We start from the raw sequence: 20,505 nt of genomic DNA, 5'->3' as shown, positions 1-20,505 counted from the left end.
GTGAACACCCTGGTTGACAGTCGCGAAACAACCTTCTAGCTTTGCTTTCAACCAGTAAGTTGAAAGTAGGTCCCGATGCCCGCCGACACCCTGTCCCGCGTCTTCTCCGCGCTGTCCGACCCGACCCGGCGTGACATGGTCGCCCGGCTCAGCGCGGGAGACGCGACGGTGAGTCAGCTGGCCGAGTCCTACCCGATGACTCTGCAGGCGATCTACAAGCATCTGCGGGTGCTCGAGGACGCCGGCCTGGTCACCCGGCCGCCGGGTCCGCAGCCCCGGCCGGTGCACCTGGAGACGGAGTGCCTCGACGAGATGAGCGCCCTGCTCGAGTTCTACCGGCAGCGCGCCGAGCGCCGCTACCAAAAGCTGGACAGCGTTCTGAAAGACATACAGGCAGACGAGGAGAGAGACAGTGACTGAGGCCACCATCACCGCCGATCCGACCGTGCCGATGGTCCGGATCACCCGCGACTTCGACGCCACCCCGGAGCAGCTCTTCCGGGCACACACCGACCCCGAGCTGTTCGCCCGCTGGGCCGGCCCGGAGGCGATGACCAACAAGATCGACTACTGGGACGCCAAGGACGGCGGCAGCTGGCGCTACGTGGCGCACCGCGACGGCGAGGAATATGCGTTCCGCGGCTGCTTCCACGAGGTGAGCCCGCAGCGGATCGTGCAGACGTTCACTTTCGAGGGATTCCCGGACGGCGTCGCGCTGGAGACGCTGACCTTCGAGGACCTGGGCGACGGCCGCACCCGGCTGCACGCACAGTCCCTGGTCGACAGCTTCGAGGGCCGCGACGCGTTCCTCGCGAGCGGGATGGAGACCGGGGTGAACGAGGGCTACACGAAGCTGGAGCGTCTCGTCCAGAGTGACCTGCGCCTCTGAAGAATCAGACCGGGGCTGCTAGCTTGCCCGGATGTCATCGACCGTCGCCGACCGTGATGTCGGCATCCCCCGGCGGATCGTCGATCTCCCGTCGCTGACCGGGATGCGGTGGACCGCCGCGTTCCTGGTCTTCGGAGTGCACCTGCACGTGATCGAGTACTTCGCCCCCGGCTGGGCGGCGAGTGTGATCCGGTTCCTGTTCGCGCCCGGTGCCGTGGGGGTGTCGTTCTTCTTCATCCTCTCCGGCTTCGTGCTGATGTGGGCCAGCCCCGACCCGGTCGGCTGGCTGCGGTTCTGCCGCCGCCGGTTCGCCCGGGTCTACCCGCTGCACGCGGTCACCGCCGTGTTCGCCCTGCTGCTGGCGTTCGTGACGGCCCGCAACGAGTTGCCGCAGCCGCTGGTGGTGCTGGCCAACCTGACCCTGCTCCAGTCCTGGATCCCGGACTTCACCGTCGTCCAGGGCCTGAACTCGGTGAGCTGGACGCTCTCCTGCGAGGCGTTCTTCTACGCCGTGTTCCCCCTGCTCGGTGCCGTGATCGGCCGCCGCGGGCCGGGTGCGCTCCTCGCGGTGGCCGGCGCGGCCTGGGCGCTCACCACCCTCGGGCCGGCGGCCGGGCGGCTGTTCGCCTCCGCCGAGGCGGTCACGCTCTTCTTCCATTGGAATCCGCTGGCGCGGCTTCCCGAGTTCGTGTTCGGCATCGCGCTCGCCTGCCTGGTCAGATCAAACCCTGCGGGGGTACGCCTACCGTTGCTCTGGACCGCCGCCGGGGTCACCACGATCGCCGGTTACCTGACCGTCAAGCACGTCCCCGAGGTGTACGGCTACGCCGCCTGCACGATGCTCGGGTTCGGACTCGTGCTGGTCGCCGCCGCGCTCGCGGACAGCCGCGGGAGCTGGACGCCGTGGCGGCACCGGCTGGCCGTCAAGCTGGGTGAGTTGTCGTTCGCGTTCTACCTGATCCACATCCTGGTGATCCGCGTGTTCGAGGCGGTCGTCGGGTACCACCCGAAGCTCGGCACCGGGCCGGGTGCTGCTCTCACCGCGGCCACCTTCACGCTGGCGCTGACCTCGGCGTGGCTGCTGCACCGCTTCGTCGAAGGTCCGGCCCGCAGGCTGCTGCTGCGCCTCTGACGGACGGTACGAGGGCCGGCGACGGCCGGCCCTCGTACCGATGAATGATCAGGAGCGGAAGAGGTCGTCGAAGACCGCGCCCCGGTCGAACTGCAGGGCGTAGGCCCGGGCACGCTTCTCCAGGTCCGCCCGGTCCGCGTCGGACATCTCCAGCACCACCCGGTCGACCGCGTCGGCGAGGCCGCTGATGTCGCCCGCCTCCACGATCACCGCGGTGTCGCCGACCGCCTCGCCGGTGCCGCCGGTCAGGGTCGTCACGATCGGGCCGCCGCCGGCCAGTGCCTTCTCGGCGAGCGCGATGCCGAACGTCTCGACGAAGTCCGGCTCCGGCTTGGTCGGCAGGGCGTACGCCGCGCAGCCGTTCATCAGCAGCGGCTTCTCGTCGTCGTCCACATCGGTGAGGAAGACGATCCGGTCGTCCTCCTTCGCCATCGCCCGCACGTGGTCGAGCGCCGGCCCGGTGCCGGCCACCACCAGCTTCACGTCGTCGCGGCACCGCATCTGCCCGTACGCGATGATGAGGTCGTAGATGCCCTTGGCGCGGGCGACACGGGACAGGAACAGGATGTACTTGCCCCGCTCCAGGCCCCGTTCGGCGAGGGCGGCGTCGACGGCGTCCGGTTCGATGTCGAGGAACGCCGACGCGTCGATCGGCGGGTAGCTCACCGTCACCCGGCGGCGGCACTGTTCGGCGAACGTGGTGCCGCCGTGCGCGTCGACCTCCTCGGCCGCCGCGATGATCTCGTCGCGGGTGTACTCCGAGACCGCGACCACCTCGTCGCTGGCCAGGAACGTGGTGAGCAGCACGGTCGCCGCGCCGAAACGCCCCTCGCGCAGGCAGGACCGGATCACGTTGGTGACGTCCGAGCCGACCGCCTTGGCGATGGTGTGCACCTGCGGGGCGAACCCGGCGGCCCGGGCCGCGGTCACCGCGTCGTTGATGACCTGGGTGTGGGGTACCAGGTACATCGAGAGGCAGACCGTGGGCACCGGCTCGGCGAGCAGCTCGACCAGGCGACCGGTCAGGCCGGCCAGGTGCCGTCCGTCCGGCACGCGGTAGTCACCGACCGCCTCGGGGCGTTCGACGGTGATGCCGGGGCTGTACGGCAGGAGCCGGTCCAGCGGTTTGAGGGGCAGTCCGGCCGACTGGAGGGTGGGGATCGGCCAGGTGAGCAACCGTACGTCGTCGAATCCGCGGGTGAGCGCCACCTCGGCGAGGTTGCGCGCCTCGCCCGAGTGTCCGCAGATGACCGGGTCGGCGCGGACCGCGATCACCAGGCGGCGGGTCGGTCGACTCATGGTGTTTCCTTCGGGTGGGGGTGTGAGAGGGAAGGCGGCCGGGACCCGTGACCCCAGGTGGAGGGTTCGGGGCCGAGCCGCAGGTGCAGCCGCCCGCCGTTGTGGATGTCGGACGCGCTGAGATGGGTGACGTCCAGCGGTTTGCCGTTGAGGGTGGCGGACTGGACGTACTGCACGGGGGGTTCGCGGTCGATCCCGTCGACGCCGATCGGCGTCTCGTGGTGACCGCTCGTCTCCACGATGAACTCGCCGCCTTCGACCTGCAACGACGACCACGCGAAGGCGGGGGCGTTGGCGAGGAAGAGGTTCTGTCCGGCGACCGGGAACAGGCCGAGGGAGGCCCAGACGTACCAGGCGCTCAGGCCGCCCGAGTCGTCGTTGCCCGGCAGGCCGCCGGGTCCGGTGCCGAACTGCCAGGTCAGCGCGGAGTGGACGACTTCGGCCGTCCGGTCGGGGCGGCCCGCGTAGTGATATGCCCAGGGGACCTCCATGTCGGGTTCGTTGTTCAGGCCCTCGAACCGGTTGAGGGCGTAGCCGGCGGCCATCTCCGCGGGTGTGGGACCGATGCCGGGCTGTTTGACCGGCTCGGCGCCGTAGCCGAAGAACCGGTCGAGCATCACGGTGAACGCCCGTTCGCCGCCGGCCAGGTCGATGCGCCCGGCCATGTCGTGCAGCAGCCGGAACGAGTAGTTCCACTTGCCGCCCTCGTAGAACTCCGAGTCGCGCAGCAGGCCGGTGGCCGGGTCGAACGCGTTGACCCAGCCGCGGCTGCGCCGCTCCAGGTCGTCGGCGAGGCGGTGGTCGTTCAGCGCGCGGGCCAGTTTGGCGGTGCAGTGGTGGGCGTACGCCAGGTCGAGGGTGTGGGTGATCGGGTGGACCCGGCCGTGCTCCCAGAAGTCCTCGCCGTAGAGCCGGCGCAGGTCGTCGACCATGTGCACCAGCGCCCACGTCCAGTCGATGCCGGTGCGCTTCAGCGCGTGCGCGTCCGCGATGGCGGTGTGTGCCAGGGCGCTGGCCTGCCGGAAGAACCGGTCGGCGCCGCGGGCCATCCGGTAGCCGATCGGAAAGTTGCCCTCCTCCTCGCAGACCCGGATCAGCGACTCCAGGAGATCGGTGGAGCGCTGCGGCGCGATCGCGGACAGCAGCGGGATCTGCGTCTTGTAGATGTCCCACATGGTGCAGATGTCGAACGCGTACGGGCCGGAGTTGGGCCAGAACGGGCTCTCGTCGTCGGCGAAGCACGGCTTGACCAGGGAGTGGTAGAGCGCGGTCGCCATCACGGTCCGCCGGGCCGGGGTGCCGCCCTCGACCTTCACCTTGCCGAGCTGTTCGCGCCACCGGTCCCGGGTGCGGGCGCGGACCGGTTCGAACGCGGTCCGGCCCAGGCCGCACTCGCGTTCCAGGTTCTCCCGGGCCTGGTCGGTGCCGCGCAGCGAGAAGCCCAGCCGGACCTCGATCGTCTGGCCGGCGCGGACCGGGCCGAGGAAGATCGCGCCGAACGGCCGCAGGGTGGTGTTGCGGATGCTGTCGAAGTCGAGGCGGGTGCCGCCGGGGATCAGCCGCCGGTCGTACCACAGCATCTGCCGCCAGCCGGGACTGTCCACCTCGGCGTAGACGGAGAGCGGGACACCCTCCATGACGACGGTGCCCTGGACCCGGCCGTACCCCATGCTCTCGGCCTGGGCGCGCAGCGGCACCGTGCGTCCCAGGTCGATGGCGAGGCCGCCGCAGGACAGGTCGATCACCACGCGGGCGCTGTCGTGGTCGGGGAACGTGTAGCGGTGCACCGCCACCTTCTCCCCGACGGTGATCTCGCAGCGCACGCCGGTGTCGAGGTTGGCCGCGTAGTAGCCGGCCTCGGCCTGCTCGTCCTCGAGCGGCCAGGACTGCCCGAGGTCGTCGAGCGGCTGGACCATCGGCGTGACCCGCACATAGTTGTAGTACTTGCGGATCGCGCCGGTGCCGGACTGCTGGAAATGCGTGAACCCGGAGGCCTGCAGCCGGGGGAACATCTCCTCCGGCACGCCCTCGGTGTTCTTCGCGTAGCGGCCGTAACCGGTCGGATAGGCGCCGGAGTAGGCGCACGCGGACACCATGCCCAGTGGGGCCGAAGCCCCCGGGTGGGTGTTGCCGACCTGCGGTTTCGGCCACCACCAGGTAGCGGCGAGACCGCTTGCCCGAGGCAGGTCGGTGGCCGCTGTGCCGATGAAGGGATCTACGTTGTCAAGGATGGCCGGACTTTAACCGGCCACAGCGGTCCCGGTGGTTTCGTTCAGATGAACTCCCCCGAAGGGGGTGATCCCTTTGCTCTCGACGGTCACTCCGTCGGCGAGCATCTGGCTGAACTCCGGCGCGGGCAGCGGCTTGCTGAAGAAGTAGCCCTGGACCGCCGGGCAGCCGGCCGCCTGCAGCGCGTACCAGTCGGCGGCCTCCTCGACGCCCTCGGCGATGGTGGACATGCTCAGCGAGCGGGTCAGCCACAGCACCGCCGAGATGATCGACGCTTTGCGCTTGTCCTCGGCCAGTCCGGCGACGAACGAGCGGTCCAGCTTGACGATGTCCGCGGGCAGGGACTTGAGCCAGGTCAGCGAGCTGTAACCGGTGCCGAAGTCGTCCAGGGCGATGCGGACGCCGAGGTTCTTGAGGGCTTCCAGGCGTTCGCTGACGTCGACCGTCGAGGACAGCAGCGCGGTCTCGGTGATCTCCAGGACCAGCCGGGACGGGTCGAACCCGGGGATCCCGGCGAGCAGGTTCGCCACCACCGGCACGAAGTCCGGCTCGGCCAGCTGGCGGGGGCTGACGTTGACCGACACGTACCCGAGGTCCTCGGACCAGCGCAGCAGGTGCGCGACGGCCTCCCGCAGCACGTGCTCGCCGAGCGGCACGATCAGGCCGGTCTCCTCGGCCGCGCCGATGAAGTGGAACGGGCTGAGGATCCTGCCGTCCGGGGTACGCATCCGCACCAGCGCCTCGGCGCCGATGATCTCGCCGGTGACCGTGGAGACGACCGGCTGGAACCACAGCGGCAACGATTCGCGCATGTCGTCGGCGAGGGCGGTCCGCAGCCGGGCCTCGGCGGCGATCCGCTCCTGGACGGGCACCCGCAGTTCGTCGGTGAACACCTGCAGCCGGTTGCCGCCGGCGCGTTTGGCCGCGTACATGGCGGTGTCGGCGGCCAGCACCACCTCCTCGGCGGGCAGCGGCCCGGAGGCGGTCGTGACGCCGACGCTGAGCGCGATCGGCTGTTCGCCGCCGGGCACCTGCAGCGGCTCGGCCAGCGAGGCGAGGATGCCGTTGCCGACGCGCAGGCCGATGCCGGCCGGCCCGGCCACCGCCACGATGAACTCGTCGCCGCCGAGCCGGGCGGTCAGCGCGCCGACCGGGACGACCGAGGTGAGCCGCAGCGCCAGGGCCCGCAGCACGTCGTCGCCGGTGGTGTGCCCGGTCGCGTCGTTGATCGACTTGAAGCGGTCGACGTCGAGGTAGATCACACTGACCGGTTCGGCGCTCTCGGCGAGCAGCAGGCTCAGGTCGTGTTCGAAGGCCTTGCGGGAGAGCAGCCCGGTGAGCGAGTCGTGGCGGACCTGATGGCGCAGCTCCGCCTCGTGGTTGCGGACCGACGTGACGTCGAGCAGGTGCACGAAGGTCAGTTTGAGCTCGCCGTCACGGTCGTACAGGTTCGTGCTGTGGATCTGCACCCAGATCAGGGAGCCGTCGTCGTCGCGGCGGTACTGCCGGGTCAGGGTGAGCGGATCCTCGGACTCGCGGATCGTGTCGTACATCGACTGGACGCCGTCCTCGACCGCCTTGATCGGCAGGTCGGCGACGGTGAACCCGGACGGCAGCACGTCCGGCAGCCGCAGCCACTCCCGGTAGGCGCCGTTGGTCCGCAGCAGCCGGCCGTCCGGGGCGATCATCACCATCGGCACGGGCGTCTCGTCGAACGACACGCTCAGCTGGGCCTGGCTCTCGTCCAGGTTCTCCTGGGCGCGTTCCTCCTCGGCCTCGGTCAGGCTCCACTGGACGACCTGGAAGCCGGCCGCGAAGAGCACCGCGGCACCGTGCAGCAGGGCCCAGGTGAACGGGTGGTTCTGGGCACTGCTGTGGTCGTACGTGTGCTCGCTGACGAGAACCCCGAACACCGAGTGGTGCAGGGTGGTGGCGATCAGGAACACGCCGAACGGCGCCCAGTCGCGGTACAGCGCGAGCGCCGCCACCGCGACGAAGAACGAGAAGTGCGATTCGGTCAAACCGCCGCTGAGCGAGACGAAACCGCCACACGCCACCGCGTAGCCCAGCGCGACCGCGACCGACCGTAACCGGCGGGACCAGGACCGGGTTCCCACCAGCACGGACGTGAGGATGAGGCCGTCGGTGACCAGCAGGGTGGGGCCGGTGTCGGGACGGAACGCGCCGAACACCGTGAGGATCACCATGATGACGGCGAGCAGCACCGTCAGCAGCCGGTGCCGGCGTGCCCAGTCCTCGTCCCGAAGCCCGCCGCCGACCGGGAGCCTCTCCCACAGCCACGTCATCCACCCCGCCACGATTGTCTCTTCGGCGGGTTCGGCGGCCAGGGAAGGCCAACACGGGTAGCGGATCAGGTGCGAAGGACCGCCGCGAGGCCTGCGACGAAGCGGTCCACGTCCTCGACGTCGCTGCCGATGCCGAAACTGGCCCGCAGGAGCCCGGTCGCGCCGTCACCACAACTGCCCGTCGTGGCACTCCCGGTCAGCCGCCGCACCAGCGGGTGGGCACAGAACTGACCGGCGCGGACCCCGATCCCGTGATCCCGGCCCAGGCGCAGTGCCACGTCGGCCGGGTCGTGGCCGGGCAGGGCCAGCGAGACGATGCCGACCCGGGGCTGGTCCGGGCCGAAGACGCTGACCTCGACCGCGCCGGGCACCCCGGCCAGGCCCTCCCGCAGCCGGGTCAGCAGGGCCTGCTCGTGGGCGTGCAGGGCGTCCCGGTCGGCGGCGGCCAGGGCCTCGGCGACGGCCGCGATGGCCACCGCGCCGAGCAGGTTCGGGGTGCCGCCCTCGTGCCGGGCCGCGCCGGTCGCCCAGGTCAGCTCGCCGGGGACGTCACCGACGACGGCGCTGGCGCCACCACCGGCGAGGTACGGCTCGGCGGCGTCCAGCCAGTCGGCGCGGCCGGCCAGCACACCGGCACCGAACGGGGCGTACAGCTTGTGGCCGGAGAACGCGAGGTAGTCGGCGCCCAACTCGTCCAGGTCGACGGCCCGGTGCGGGGCCAGCTGGGCGGCGTCGACGACCACCCGGACGCCGTGGGCGTGCGCGACGTCGGCCAGCTCACGGACCGGCCAGACCTCCCCGGTCACGTTGCTCGCACCGGTCACGGTGAGCACGGCCGGACCGGTGACGGTGGCCAGCGCCGCGGTGAGCAGCGTGACCGCCTCCGCGGGCGACGACGGGGTGGGCAGCCGCACCGGGTTCGGCCAGGGCAGCAGGTTCGCGTGGTGCTCGCCGGAGAACTGGAGTGTCGTGGTCCCGGCCGGCAGTGCCCGGGCCAGCAGGTTGAGCGCGTCCGTGGTGTTCCGGGTGAAGATCACCGTGTCGCCGGGGCGGGCGCCGACGAACTCGGCGACCACGTCGCGGGCCAGCTCGTACGCCAGGGTGGAGGCCTGGGACCGCACCCCGGTGCCCCGGTGCACGCTGCCGTAGCGCGGCAGCAGGTCCTGCACCGCGTCGGCGGCTGCCCGCACACAGGGGGCGGACGCGGCGTAGTCGAGGTGCACGAAACGCGTGAGCTCGCCGGACGGCAGAGCGACCTTCAGATCTTCACCGATGACATCCAACAATGGCATGACCGCGCCTCCACGGGTTCGCCTCTTGCCGGCATCGGGCGATGCGCGGCCCGGTCTTCACCCGGGGCACCCCATCGCGAACTGCAAGGGTTGCCGGCCAGCAAGCCGGGGCTTTCCGCTGGCACTCATGACCTGGCGACGACCGTAGCAGACGTGTATTACCCCCTCAACAAGTAGTGATTAGGCTCAACGCATGACGATCACGTTCCAGCAGGAGTGGGAGACGTGGCACGACGCCCACGAGCAGCGGCGTGCCTCCCCGCACGGTTTTCTCGCCATCACCGGTCTGCACTGGCTGACGGAGACCCCGCAGCGGTTCGACGGAGTGCCGGGGTCGTGGAGCACCGGGCCGTCCGGGCCCGCGGTGACGCTGGACGATGGTGAGGAGATCATCGTCGACGGCAGTCCGGTGTCGGGCAGCTTCGCCTTCGGCAAGATTCCCGACAAAGGCGACGTCACGGTTGAATACGGAAATATCCGGATTGAGGTGGCAAGTCGTGGTGGGTTCGACGTGGTTCGCCCCCGCGATCCCGCCGGCCCGGTCCTGAAGGCCTACGACGGCACCCCGGCCTATCCCGCAGACGAGAAGTGGGTCATCTCCGGGGATTTCCGGGCGTTTGACGAACCGCGCCCCTACCCCGTCGGTTCCGTGGCCGAAGGCATCGAACACGTCTACGAATCCCCCGGCGTGATCTCCTTCGCCGTCGACGGTGTCACCCACGAGCTGATCGCCTTCAACGGGAACACCCCCGGCTCCCTCTCGGTGCTGTTCACCGACGAGACCTCGGGCGTCACCACCTACGCCGCGAACCGCAGCGTCCAGGTGCCCGCCCCGGCCGCCGACGGCACCGTGACGGTGGACTTCAACCGGGCCACCAACCTGCCGTGCGCGTACACCGAGTTCGCGACCTGCCCGCTGCCCCCGCAGGGCAACCGGCTGCCGATCGCGGTGGAGGCGGGCGAGAAGAAGCCGGGTTAGCCTGCCCCGGTGGAGGAACTCGTCGCGCCCGCGGTGGAGCTGATCGGCATCCGCTCCACCGCGGACCGTCCCGCCGACCTGCGGCACGCCCTCGACCTGGTGCTCGACCTCGTCGGGCCGGGCTTCGACACCCGGCACTTCGTCTCCGCCGGCAAACCCAGCGCGCTGCTGACCACCGGCGACCGGCCGCAGGTCATCCTGAACGCGCACCTGGACGTGGTGCCCGGCGAACCGGCGCAGTTCGCCGCCCGCCGCGACGGCGACCGCCTCTACGGGCGCGGCGCCCAGGACATGAAGGTCGCCGCGCTGGTGATGGCCACGGTGTTCCGCGACGTGGCCCGCACCCTGCCCTACCCGGTCGGGTTGCAGCTGGTCACCGACGAGGAGGTGGGCGGTTTCGACGGCACCGGCCACCAGGTCGCCGCGGGTGTCACCGCCCGGTTCGTGGTGATCGGCGAGCAGAGCGCGCTGCGGGTGGTAACCGCCTCCAAGGGCATCCTGCGGGCCCGGCTGACCGCGACCGGTCGCACGGCCCACGCCGCGTACCCGTGGCTCGGCGAGAACGCCCTGCTCACCGTGGTGGACGCGGTCAGCCGGGTGGTCGCGCGCTATCCAGTTCCGGACGCCGAGGCCTGGACCACCACGGTCAACGTCGCTTCCATCACGACGTCGAACACGGCCGCGAACATCGTGCCCGCCGACGCACAGGCCTGGCTCGACGTCCGCTTCCCGCCGCACGACACCGACTTCACCGGCCGTGAACCCGCCGAGATCGTCGCCCACCTCGCCGCGATCACCGGCCCGGCGGTGGACGTCACGATCGAGGGGCTGGGCGCGCCGCACTATGCGAATCCGGACAGCGCCCCCGTCCGGCTCCTGCAGCAGGCCGCGCAGTCCGTCGGCTACGACGGCTCCCTGCTGCGCAAACACGGCGCGGCGGACGGCCGGTTCTACTCGGCGCGCGGCGTGGACGCGTGCATCTTCGGTCCGGCCGGCGACGGACAGCACGGCCCGCACGAATACGTCGACCTGCGGTCGCTGCGCCCTTACCACGACGCGCTGCGCACGTTCCTGCTCTCGTGGGGGTACGCGTGAAGCGGCGGCGACCTGGCCGGTGGCGGGTACCCCCGATCAGGAGCGCGGGTGCGCCGTCCCGTCCCGGACCGACGGTGCTCGCGGCACACACCCACGACGGCTGACGCACCGACATCACGACAGTGTGGGAAGCGGCTCCCGGCGCCGGTCACCCACCGCCGCCGCCAGCGCCGCGCCGGCCTGGAACAGCGCCAGCACCGCCAGCGCGACCAGGCTCGCCGTCCATGACCCGGTGCGGTCGGCGAGCACCCCGGCCAGCACCGGACCACCGGCCGCCAGCAGGTAACCCAGGCTCTGCGCCATCCCGGACAGCCGGGTCGTCTCCCCCGCGCTGCGGCCGCCGACGCTGATCAGGGTCAGCGCCGCCACCAGGGCCGCGCCCTGACCCCACCCGGCCACGATCACCCAGAGCACCGCCAGCGACGGCACCGTCAGCAGCCCGGCGACCGCCACCACCAGCGGCACACTCGACAGCACCGCGCCGGCCACGCGGGTGCCGGCCCGGCGCAGCAGCAGCGGAATCACCAGCCCGCCCACGATGCCCATACCCTGGTACAGGAAGAGGTGCACGCCGGCGGCCCGCTGTGACACCCCGCCCGCCACCTCGATCGTCGGCAGCCAGGTCACCATGATGTAGAACGTGGTCGACTGCAGCCCCATGAACGCGGTCAACAACCAGGCATGCCCCTGTCGCCAGACGCTCCCGCTCTCCGCGCCGCTCACGGCAGGCGCCGCCGAGGATCCCGAGGGGGTACGCAACGCCCACACGCCCGCCACCACCAGCGCCAGGCCCGACCACACCGCGAGCGAGAGTCGCCAGTCCGCGAGCCCGGCGAGGGGCACCGCCACCGCGGAGGCCAGCGAGGCCGCGATGGTGAGGAACGCCGTGTACACCCCGGTGGCCCGGGACACCTGCGCCGCGAAGTCGCGTTTCACGATCGCCGGGACCAGCACGTTCCCGACCGCGATCGCGCACCCGATGGTCACCGTGCCGAGCCAGAGCCCGGCGTCGCCGGTGTAGGAGCGGACCACCCCGCCGACGGCCAGCACCAGCAGCGACACCAGGACGGTCCGTTCGATCCCGTAGCGGGACGACAGCCGGTGCACCTGGGGTGACACGGCGGCGAAGGCCAGCAGCGGCACCGCGCCGAGGATGCCGGCGGTGGTCTCCGCCAGGCCTTCGGCGGCACTGATCTGCGGCAGCATCGGCCCGACGACGGTGATCGCCGGGCGCAGGCACAACGCCACGAGAAAAACGGTCCACGAGGCGCGCGTCATCCGCCGAACCCTACTCGCGCGTTTCCCGCAGAAGTCCGGCGTGTCACCGCACCGAGACGCCGCTCACGAACGAGACACGTTTCGCCATCAGGGTCCGCGTGGTGACTTCAGCCGCCCATCCCGCCCGTATTCACCACACCCCCACGGGTGTGTTGACTTCGGGCGCCCAGCGCGCCCGTAATCACCACACCCCGCACGGTGTGTTGACTTCGGGCGTGCAGCGCGCCCGTAATCACCACACGCCCACGGGTGTGTTGATTTGGGGCGCTCAGCGCGCCCGTAATCACCACACGGATGGGTTTCGCGCCCTGACCACGAAACGTGTTCAGCGGCGGGGAGTCATGGCAGGTCCGCCGACGAGCGCGTGCTCCACGCGGGCCGCCACCGACCGCAGGTGCGGACCGCGCACCGGGTCGACCTTCGCGTTCCAGGAGCAGGGCCCGTGCCGGAGCAGCACCTCCGCGTAGCGCGACGCCTGGTCGACCCGGTCCCCCCGTGGCCCCACGGTCTGGTCGGCGTAGGTGAGAGCGTCGGACATCAGGGTCCGCTCGTCCGGGAACGCCGCCAGCCCGGCCCCGAACCCACGGGCCGCGCCGACGAACCGGGCGCCCGAGTGGTACGCCACCAGGCCGGCGATCCGGGCGGTCCAGCCCTCGGCGCTCACGTGCACGGCGCCGTCGAGGGGATGAAATCCGGTCAGCGCGATGCTTGCGGCGTACCCGATGTCGTGCAGCCAGGCGGCCGACACCAGGACGTCCGGGTCGAGATCGAGACGGTCGGCGAGCTCGGCCGCGCGGGCGGCGACCCCGGCCGTGTGCCGCCATCGGTCCCCGCTGTCCCCGATGAGGGATTCCGCGAGATCACGTGCGTCGGCGGCGCGGCCGACGAGAACGCGGGGGCGTGCGACGGTGGCGGTACTCATGCCCCGAAGGCTATGCCGACCTCGGTGAACACCAGGGAAACAGCCGATGGCAGCTCCCTGAAAAACCTCATCCCCGGTTCATCGGGAGGACACCGGGACGGCTCAGTGGGAGGACACCGGGACGCAGGCGCGCAGCCGCTGCGACGGCACCCCGGCGGCATGCAGTTGCGCGGCGAGATGGTTGTTGGGGTTGTCGACGAAGACCGCCACCCGATGGTCGTCGCCGAGACCGCAGACGGCCACCACCGACCCCAGGTTGATCGGATCGAGTTCGGCCACATCGGCCAGGTCGACGATCATGCGGAGAGGGCGGACCCGGCGGACCGTGTGCACCAGCACCTGCCGTAGTTCCACCGCGTCGTCCGGCCCGACGGATCCGTGCGGGTGGATGACCACACTGCCGTCGGGACTGGTCCGGACGTCGAGCATCGAGCTACGCATCGGATCGCCTCTCGTTACCGCTCGTTCAACTGCTCGACCACCATATGCGGGTGTCCGAACGCGACCGTCCCAACATCGCGTGGCCATCAGGTGAACGGCCGTCGTCGATCAGGTCCGGGCGAGCGGCCGCTGCTCCCGGTCCAGGCTGAAACTGACGATCGCCAGGAGCAGGCCCGCGATGCCGAGGGCCACACCGGTCCAGGCCGGGGCGAGGTAGCCGTACCCGCGGGCGATCACCAGGCCGCCGACCGCCGCGCCGATGCTGTTGGCGATGTTCATCGCGGACTGGTTGACGGCCGCGCCCATCAGCTGCGCCTCCGGTGCCACCCGGATCAGGCGGGCCTGCAGGGACGGCCCGAGGGAGAGGCAGAACGCGCCGATCAGGAACGCGCCGATGTAGACGCCGGTGACGGTCTGCGCGGTGTCCGCGAAGAAGGCCATCGAGCAGATCGCGCCGCAGAAACTGACGATGATCACGCCGCGCAGATTGCGGTCGGCGAACATGCCGCCGTACGCGTTACCGACGGTCATGCCGATCCCGAGGGAGACCAGCACCCACGGCACCTGACCGGTCCCGAGCCCGGCGACCTCGGTGGTCACCGGCGAGATGTAGGTGTTCACCGCGAAGAACCCGGCGAACCCGACCGCCGCGGTGGCCGCGACCAGCCACACCTGGGGGCGCCCCAGGGCGCGTAGTTCGGCCGCGGGTGAACCCTGCACGACGGTCGGCACCGGCGGCACGAGGGCGAGCACGGCGACCGTGGTGAGCAGGAAGACCGCGGCGATCACCAGGTAGGCGATCCGCCAGCCGGACGTCTGGCCGAGGTGCGTGATGGCCGGGACGCCGGCCACGTTGGCGAGGGTGAGACCGCCCAGCACGATGGCGAAGCCGCGGGCCTCGTTGCCCGGCCCCATCAGCGCCGCGGCGAGCAGCCCGGCCGCGCCGAAGTAGGCGCCGTGCGGGATCCCGGCGACGAACCGGGCGGCGAGCACGGTCTCGAAGGTGGGGGCGAGCGCGGATGCCACGGTCGCCACGGTGAAGAGCACGAGCAGGGACAGGACCAGCCGCTTGCGCGGCATCCGGACGGCGAGCACGGCGATCAGGGGCGCGCCGACGACCACCCCCATCGCGTACGCGGTGATGACCCAGCCGGTCTGCGCGACGGCGGTTTCGGGTGTCCGGGCCCACACGTCCGGGAGGAGGTCCCGGGTCATCTCGGGGAGGAGTCCCATGGCGACGAACTCGGTGAGGCCGATCGCGACGCCGCCGAGAGCGAGCGCCAGGAGGGCCACCAAGCGTTTCCGCCGGTTCAACAGGTTCAGGGATTCCACTCGCGCACCCTAATTGAGCTGCGGATTTACTCCCGAGCCCAAGTGGGAGAGGTCACGGGCTATTAGTGTGTGCTGATGCTCGCACACCCCGGACCACGTTTCAACGATCATGTTCGGACTGCCGGGGCCGCGACCCGCCGGATGCCGGTCGACGTGCTCTGACGCGTACCCCAGAAAAAGAGAGGGCAAAAGGCTCACCGGGACCGAAGCCCGGCCGAACGGCTGATTGCAAGCCCGAACGGCCCCCGACGTAAGGTCCGAAATGCTGTCATCGCCCCGCGGTCTCCTCGGCGCGCTCACCGCGACATGCTGCTTCCTCTCAATGACATTCGCCAATGCGCCTGCGCGGGCCGCCGCACCGGTCCCGCCACAGCCCGGTGATTTCCGCGGGTACGGTTTCGACGCCTGCACCGCGCCGTCCGGCGCCGCGATGAAAGCGTGGCTGCGCTCCTCCTACCGTGCGGTCGGCATCTATTTCGGCGGCAACAACCGCGGCTGCGCGCAACCGCACCTGACCCCGTCCTGGGTCCGTGAACAGGTGGAACGCGGCTGGCGGATGATCCCGCTCTACGTCGGACCGCAGGCGAGCTGCAGCCAGGTGAACAAGAGACACCGGATCGACAACCGGCGGGCCGCCGCGATGGGACGGGCCGCCGCCGAGGACGCCGCATGGCAGGCCGGACGGTTGGGGCTGCCGCCGCAGAGCGTGCTGTTCTACGACATGGAGGCCTATCAGACGGGCAATGCCGCCTGCCGCAACGGTGTTCTGGCATTCGTGCACGGATGGACCGGGCGGCTGCACCTGCTCGGTTATCTCTCCGGTTTCTACAGCAGCGCGTCCTCCGGCGTGACCGACCAGGTCGCCGCCTATCACCGGTCCGGTTACGACCGGCCGGACTTCGTGAACTTCGCCCGCTGGGACGGCGCCGCGACGGTGCACGACAAGGTGATCCCGGTCGGACACTGGTCGCCGCAGCGGCGGATGAAACAGTATCGCGGCCCGCATCGCGAGACCTGGAACGGCGTCACGCTGAACATCGACAGCAATTACCTGGACGTGGCCCGTGTCATTCCGGTTCCCCCGACGATGACGCCGCCTTCGGCAGGGTGAACGACACGGTCGTCCCGCCGCTCGCCGAATCCCCCACCTCGATCGTCCCGCCGTGCCGCTCGACGATCCGCGCGCAGGTGGACAGCCCGATGCCGTGCCCCTTCGCGGCCGGCGCGTTGTCCAGGCGGGTGAACATGTCGAAGACCCTGCCGCGCTGGTCCGCCGGGATGCCCAGGCCGTTGTCGGCGACCCGGATCACCCAGCCGTCGCCGGTGTCGCCGGTGCTCACCGTGATCTCCGGCGACCGGTCCGGGTGGCGGTACTTGATCGCGTTGGCGACCAGGTTCTGCAGCAGCTGCCGGACCAGCACCGGGTCGCCGGCCACCGCGGGCAGCGCGCCCTCGGCGCTGATCCGGGCGTTCGCCGCGTCCGCGTCGGAACCCAGGTCGAGACGGACCTGCTCGACGATGTCGGCGAGATCCACCTCCTGGAGCCGGACCGGGGCGCTGCCGGCCCGGGCGTAGTCGAGCAGCGAACCGATCAGGTCCCGCATCCGCTCGACGGCCTTACCCGCCGACTCCACCCACTTCAGGGACAGGCCCTGGGCCTCGTCGCCGATCAGCTCCAGGTAGCCGCCGACCGCGGCGAGCGGCGACACCAGGTCGTGGCTGACCGCGCCCGCGAAGTTCGTCAGGTCCGCGTTGGACCGGCGCAGTTCGGCGTTGGCCGACGCCAGCTCCCGGCGGGCCTCCTCGATCGCGCGCTGCTGGGCACGGGCCGTGGTCACGTCGTTCATCGCGACCACCGCGCCCTGCGGCGCCCCGTCCGGCCCGCACAGGGCCCGGCCGCTGACACTGACGTGCACGGGCTGACCGTGCTTCGGCCGGATGATCATCTCGGCGTCGCTGACACAGCCCTCGCGCAGGGCCCGCAACAGCGGGATCCGGTGGTGCGCCAGCCGGGTCCGGCCGTCCGTCTCGAACAGGTCGTACTTGTCGGAGAAGTCCCACGGGTCGACGTCCGGGTCCGCGTCCAGGCCGTGCCACTCCCGGGCGGCCCGGTTGAACAATGTCAACCGGCCCATCGGGTCGGCCGCCACCACCGCCACGTCGATCGTCTCCAGCAGCGTGTCGGTCCACCGCTGCCGCTCCTCCGCGGCGATCGCCAGCTCGGCGTTGATCCGGGCCTGCCGGCGGCGCTCGAACAACGCCAGGATGATCTGCGCCAGGTCCTGCAGGCGCTCGATCTGCTCGGCGGTCAGCTCGTGCCGCTCACCGTCGAACACGCACAGACTGCCGAGCGCGTGCCCATCCGGGGTGACCAGCGGCGCCGAGGCGTAGAACCGTACGTCGGCCAGGACGCCGGTGACCCACGGGTTGACCGCGTACACCGGATCGAGACGGGCATCCGGCCGGTAGACGAACTCCCCGGTCTCGAACCGAACCGCACACATCGAATCGCTGCGCGCCGAATCGCCGCCCTCGAAACCGACGGTGGTCAGCTGACACTGTCGATTCTCGTCGATCAGGTTCAGGGTCGCGGTCGGCACCCCGGCGACGATAGCGGCGACCCGGACCACGGCCTCCAACTCGTCGTCGGCCGGATTGTCCAGCAACCGGTACTCGTGCAGGGCCACCAGCCGACGGCGTTCGTGCTCCGTCATCCGCTGCGCCAGGTCCACTTAACGCGTATCGGCAGCGGCCGCCGAAACCTGACCGTCCGGCAACGTGAAAACCACCGTCGCGCCACCACCCGGGCTGTCCTCCACCCGGATGTCCCCGCCGTGCCGGTCCACGATGCGCCGGCAGATCGCCAGGCCCACCCCGTGCCCGGCGCTGATCCGCCCGTCCACCCGGGTGAACATGCCGAACACCGCCTCCCGCTGATCCGCCGGGATGCCCAGACCGTTGTCCACCACCCGGAACGCGCCGCCGACCGCCCCCACCGACACCTCGCACCGGCGGATCGGATGCCGGTGCCGGACCGCATTGGTGATCAGGTTCTGCAGCAACTGCCGCAGCAGCACCGGATCGCCGTCGACCATCGGCAACGGCCCGGACACGGTGACCCGCGCACCGGCCGCCGTGATCTCCACCCGCAGATCGTCCAGAACCTCGGTCAGAAGATCGTTCAGGGGTACGCACACCGGCTGCACCGGCGCGTTACCGGCCCTCGCGTGGTCGAGCAGCGCATGAATCAGGTCCCGCATCCGGCCGACGGCGGCGACGGCCGCGGCCACCCACTCCCGGGCCTCACCCCGCATCTCGTCCTCGAGCAACTCCAGGTAGCCGCCGACCGCCGCCAGCGGCGCCGCCAGGTCGTGGCTGACCGCCCCGGCGAAGTTGCTCAGATCCGCGTTGGAACGCAACAGTTCCGCATTGGCCCGCGCGAACCGCTCCCGGGCCTGCTCGATCAGCCGGCGCCGGGCCAGGTCGGCGGTGTCCTGCGACTGGGCGACGACGGTACCCAGCAGCGACCCGTCGGCGGCCCGCAACTCCCGGCGGTCCGCGCGCACATGAATGGCCTCACCGTCCGGGGCGCGGACGAGCATCCCGTCCCCCGCCCCCGCACACAAACCGGCGACGACACCCTCCGGACCCGTGGCCACATCGAGGCCGTGCCACTGGCGGGCCGCCCGGTTGAACCGGGTGAACCGCCCCTGCACGTCGACCGCCAGCACCGCCACGTCGATCGAATCCAGCACCAGCTCGATCCACTCCTGCCGGGCGTCGGCGGCGGCCACCAACTCGGCGTTACGGCGCACCTCACTGCGCCGCTCGAAGAGCGCCACCACCACGGCGGCCAGATCGGACAGCGCGGCAACCTGCCGGGCGTCCAGAGTGTGCGGCACCCGGTCGAACACACACAGGCTGCCGAGCACGGTGCCGTCCGCCATGACCAGCGGGGCGGCGGCGAAGAACCGGATCCGGCCGGCCCGCACCGCCGGATCGTCCCGATGCCGCGGATCAGCCGCCGCATCGGTCAACTGCACGAACTCACCCGGCCCCAGCGTCTGCCCGCACAGGGTGTCACCGCGGGCGTGAACGGAGCCGGTGAAACCGACCGTACTGAACTCGTACAGACGGTCGTCGCAGAGAAGGTTCAGGCTGGCGGTGGGGACATCGGCGACACTGGCCGCAACCCGGACGACAGCCTGCACCTCCTGTTCGGCCGGACTGTCGAGGAGCCGATACTCGTGGAGACGCTCCACCTCCAGCCACGGCTGGGCCAGATCCACGCTCCCACTATCGTCGGCTCATGCTCCGGCCGGGCCGGATTCGCCAGCTTCCCCAGCCTCACTTATCACCGAATCGCAACCGTTCCTCACCCGTACCACCTCCGGCCCGCACCCGGGTCGCCACCGTCCTGCTCCGGACCGCCGTCCCCCTGGGCGCTGGTCCCCGGACACCGTCCCCCGGGCGGGTGTCATCCCTCCGGCCGGCCCGGTCCCCGCCCACTGTTGTCTGGTGGCCGCTGTTGTCTGGTGGCCGCTGTTGGTGCGTGGCCGGTGTTGGTGCGTGGCCGGTGTTGGTGCGTGGCCGGTGTTGGTGCGTGGCCGGTGTTGGTGCGTGGCCGGGCAGGCTCACCAGAAACGGCGGCGCCGATAGTGCCCGTGATGCCGGTAGTGACCATGGTGGCGATAGTGGCCGTGATGCCCGTAATGCGGCGCCCCCGGATGCCCGTAGTGCTGCCCGTAGGCCCCAGGATGCCCGTAGGTGCCCCGGTGCAGCCGGTGGTTGACCTCCCTGAGCAAGCCGTCGACAGCCGCGCTCTGCCCTCGGCGCCGCTCCAGCTTCGACGCGATCATGGACAACACGAATCGCTTGATCAATCCCACCGCGCCCTCTCCTCGCATGCTTCCGACCTGCCCCCAGGGTAGAAGGCGGGGGCACGCCTCCCGCTGTATAAAACCTGTCCGTTACCTGAGTAGGCCCAGCCCCGCCCGTTGGCACGGCGCTCCAGCAGCCTCGTAGGAAGACGAGCGCGGCAGCCGCCGACAACGATCTTGGCCGACGATCGGCAGCCCCGATCCGGCGACAGGCGACAGCCCAGCGACGCGGGGGAACCGTGGGCGACGGCTGAGCAGTTCAAGCCGTCGCCCACGGTCGACCAGAGCCCCCGAAACCACCACCACCGACGGCCGAGCCCACCCAGCCGTCACCCACGGTCTGCCCCGAACCACCTACACCACCGTCGACGACGGCCGAGCCCACCCAGCCGTCGCCAGTGGCTCTACGCGGCCCACAAAACCACCACCAG

At 70.8% G+C, this 20,505-nt stretch carries 17 protein-coding genes and 1 riboswitch; of the genes, 6 read left to right on the top strand and 11 right to left on the bottom strand.

The annotated features are described in order from the left end of the window. Positions 1 to 75: 75 nt before the first annotated feature. Genes WH85_RS39915 through WH85_RS39905 form a run of 3 tightly spaced genes read left to right on the top strand, consistent with a single transcriptional unit; the run spans position 76 to position 2,021 of the window. Positions 76 to 420, top strand: coding sequence for an ArsR/SmtB family transcription factor (locus tag WH85_RS39915; RefSeq protein WP_045747361.1), 345 nt, complete (start codon positions 76 to 78; stop codon positions 418 to 420). Next, positions 413 to 889, top strand: coding sequence for an SRPBCC family protein (locus WH85_RS39910; protein WP_045747360.1), 477 nt, complete (start codon positions 413 to 415; stop codon positions 887 to 889). Before WH85_RS39915 ends, WH85_RS39910 begins: the two co-directional genes overlap by 8 nt. A gap of 31 nt (positions 890 to 920) precedes the next feature. Next, the gene (locus WH85_RS39905) at positions 921 to 2,021 is read left to right on the top strand and encodes an acyltransferase family protein (protein WP_045747359.1); all 1,101 of its coding nucleotides are present in this window, start codon (positions 921 to 923) and stop codon (positions 2,019 to 2,021) included. A 48-nt stretch (positions 2,022 to 2,069) separates the two neighbouring features. Here the strand turns inward: WH85_RS39905 and WH85_RS39900 are convergent, their stop codons facing one another. From WH85_RS39900 to WH85_RS39885, 4 genes are all read right to left on the bottom strand, one after another. Beyond that, a complete protein-coding gene (locus WH85_RS39900; protein WP_045747358.1) occupies positions 2,070 to 3,320 on the bottom strand; it encodes a glycosyltransferase in 1,251 nt (416 codons plus the stop codon). After that, on the bottom strand, positions 3,317 to 5,551 hold the full coding sequence (locus WH85_RS39895) for a glycoside hydrolase domain-containing protein (protein ID WP_045747357.1): 2,235 nt from the start codon (positions 5,549 to 5,551) through the stop codon (positions 3,317 to 3,319). Before WH85_RS39895 ends, WH85_RS39900 begins: the two co-directional genes overlap by 4 nt. Before the next feature lie 9 nt (positions 5,552 to 5,560). Beyond that, positions 5,561 to 7,855 (bottom strand): putative bifunctional diguanylate cyclase/phosphodiesterase, encoded by a 2,295-nt coding sequence (locus WH85_RS39890; protein ID WP_045747356.1) that lies wholly within the window; start codon positions 7,853 to 7,855, stop codon positions 5,561 to 5,563. 65 nt (positions 7,856 to 7,920) lie between these two features. Then, a complete protein-coding gene (locus WH85_RS39885) occupies positions 7,921 to 9,147 on the bottom strand; it encodes an aminotransferase class V-fold PLP-dependent enzyme (RefSeq protein ID WP_045747355.1) in 1,227 nt (408 codons plus the stop codon). A 16-nt stretch (positions 9,148 to 9,163) separates the two neighbouring features. Beyond that, positions 9,164 to 9,280: riboswitch (SAM riboswitch) on the bottom strand. 60 nt (positions 9,281 to 9,340) lie between these two features. On the opposite strand from WH85_RS39885, the gene WH85_RS39880 reads away from it, so the two are divergent. Further along, entirely contained in the window at positions 9,341 to 10,126 is a 786-nt protein-coding gene (locus WH85_RS39880; RefSeq protein WP_045747354.1) for a DUF1684 domain-containing protein, read from the top strand. Positions 10,127 to 10,135: 9 nt separating this feature from the next. Continuing rightward, a complete protein-coding gene (locus WH85_RS39875; RefSeq protein ID WP_045747353.1) occupies positions 10,136 to 11,221 on the top strand; it encodes a M20 family metallopeptidase in 1,086 nt (361 codons plus the stop codon). 114 nt (positions 11,222 to 11,335) lie between these two features. Here WH85_RS39875 and WH85_RS39870 read toward each other — a convergent pair whose 3' ends face one another. From WH85_RS39870 to WH85_RS39855, 4 genes are all read right to left on the bottom strand, one after another. Beyond that, entirely contained in the window at positions 11,336 to 12,499 is a 1,164-nt protein-coding gene (locus WH85_RS39870) for an MFS transporter (RefSeq protein ID WP_045747352.1), read from the bottom strand. A 325-nt stretch (positions 12,500 to 12,824) separates the two neighbouring features. Next, positions 12,825 to 13,421, bottom strand: coding sequence for an HD domain-containing protein (locus WH85_RS39865; RefSeq protein ID WP_045747351.1), 597 nt, complete (start codon positions 13,419 to 13,421; stop codon positions 12,825 to 12,827). Between the two features lie 102 nt (positions 13,422 to 13,523). Then, positions 13,524 to 13,862 carry a hypothetical protein gene (locus tag WH85_RS39860; RefSeq protein WP_045747350.1) on the bottom strand — a complete coding sequence of 113 codons (339 nt, stop codon included), beginning with the start codon at positions 13,860 to 13,862 and terminating at the stop codon, positions 13,524 to 13,526. Between the two features lie 108 nt (positions 13,863 to 13,970). Continuing rightward, complete coding sequence (locus tag WH85_RS39855) at positions 13,971 to 15,185, bottom strand: MFS transporter (RefSeq protein ID WP_045747375.1); 1,215 nt, start codon at positions 15,183 to 15,185, stop codon at positions 13,971 to 13,973. Positions 15,186 to 15,516: 331 nt separating this feature from the next. Between WH85_RS39855 and WH85_RS39850 the strand changes: the two genes are divergently transcribed. Next, positions 15,517 to 16,305, top strand: coding sequence for a DUF1906 domain-containing protein (locus tag WH85_RS39850; protein ID WP_052721146.1), 789 nt, complete (start codon positions 15,517 to 15,519; stop codon positions 16,303 to 16,305). Here WH85_RS39850 and WH85_RS39845 read toward each other — a convergent pair. The 3 genes from WH85_RS39845 to WH85_RS39835 form a co-directional block, all read right to left on the bottom strand. After that, positions 16,262 to 17,908, bottom strand: a complete 1,647-nt coding sequence (locus tag WH85_RS39845; protein ID WP_045747374.1) for a sensor histidine kinase — start codon at positions 17,906 to 17,908, stop codon at positions 16,262 to 16,264. The genes WH85_RS39850 and WH85_RS39845 overlap by 44 nt on opposite strands. Positions 17,909 to 17,926: 18 nt before the next feature. Then, the gene (locus tag WH85_RS39840; RefSeq protein WP_045747348.1) at positions 17,927 to 19,483 is read right to left on the bottom strand and encodes a sensor histidine kinase; all 1,557 of its coding nucleotides are present in this window, start codon (positions 19,481 to 19,483) and stop codon (positions 17,927 to 17,929) included. Between the two features lie 345 nt (positions 19,484 to 19,828). Beyond that, positions 19,829 to 20,083 (bottom strand): hypothetical protein, encoded by a 255-nt coding sequence (locus WH85_RS39835; protein ID WP_157411513.1) that lies wholly within the window; start codon positions 20,081 to 20,083, stop codon positions 19,829 to 19,831. Positions 20,084 to 20,505 lie beyond the last annotated feature (422 nt).

Source organism: Actinoplanes rectilineatus (genome assembly GCF_000962825.1).
GTDB classification, from domain to species: Bacteria; Actinomycetota; Actinomycetes; order Mycobacteriales; family Micromonosporaceae; genus Actinoplanes; species Actinoplanes rectilineatus.
This window is presented reverse-complemented; position numbering and strand designations above follow the sequence as displayed.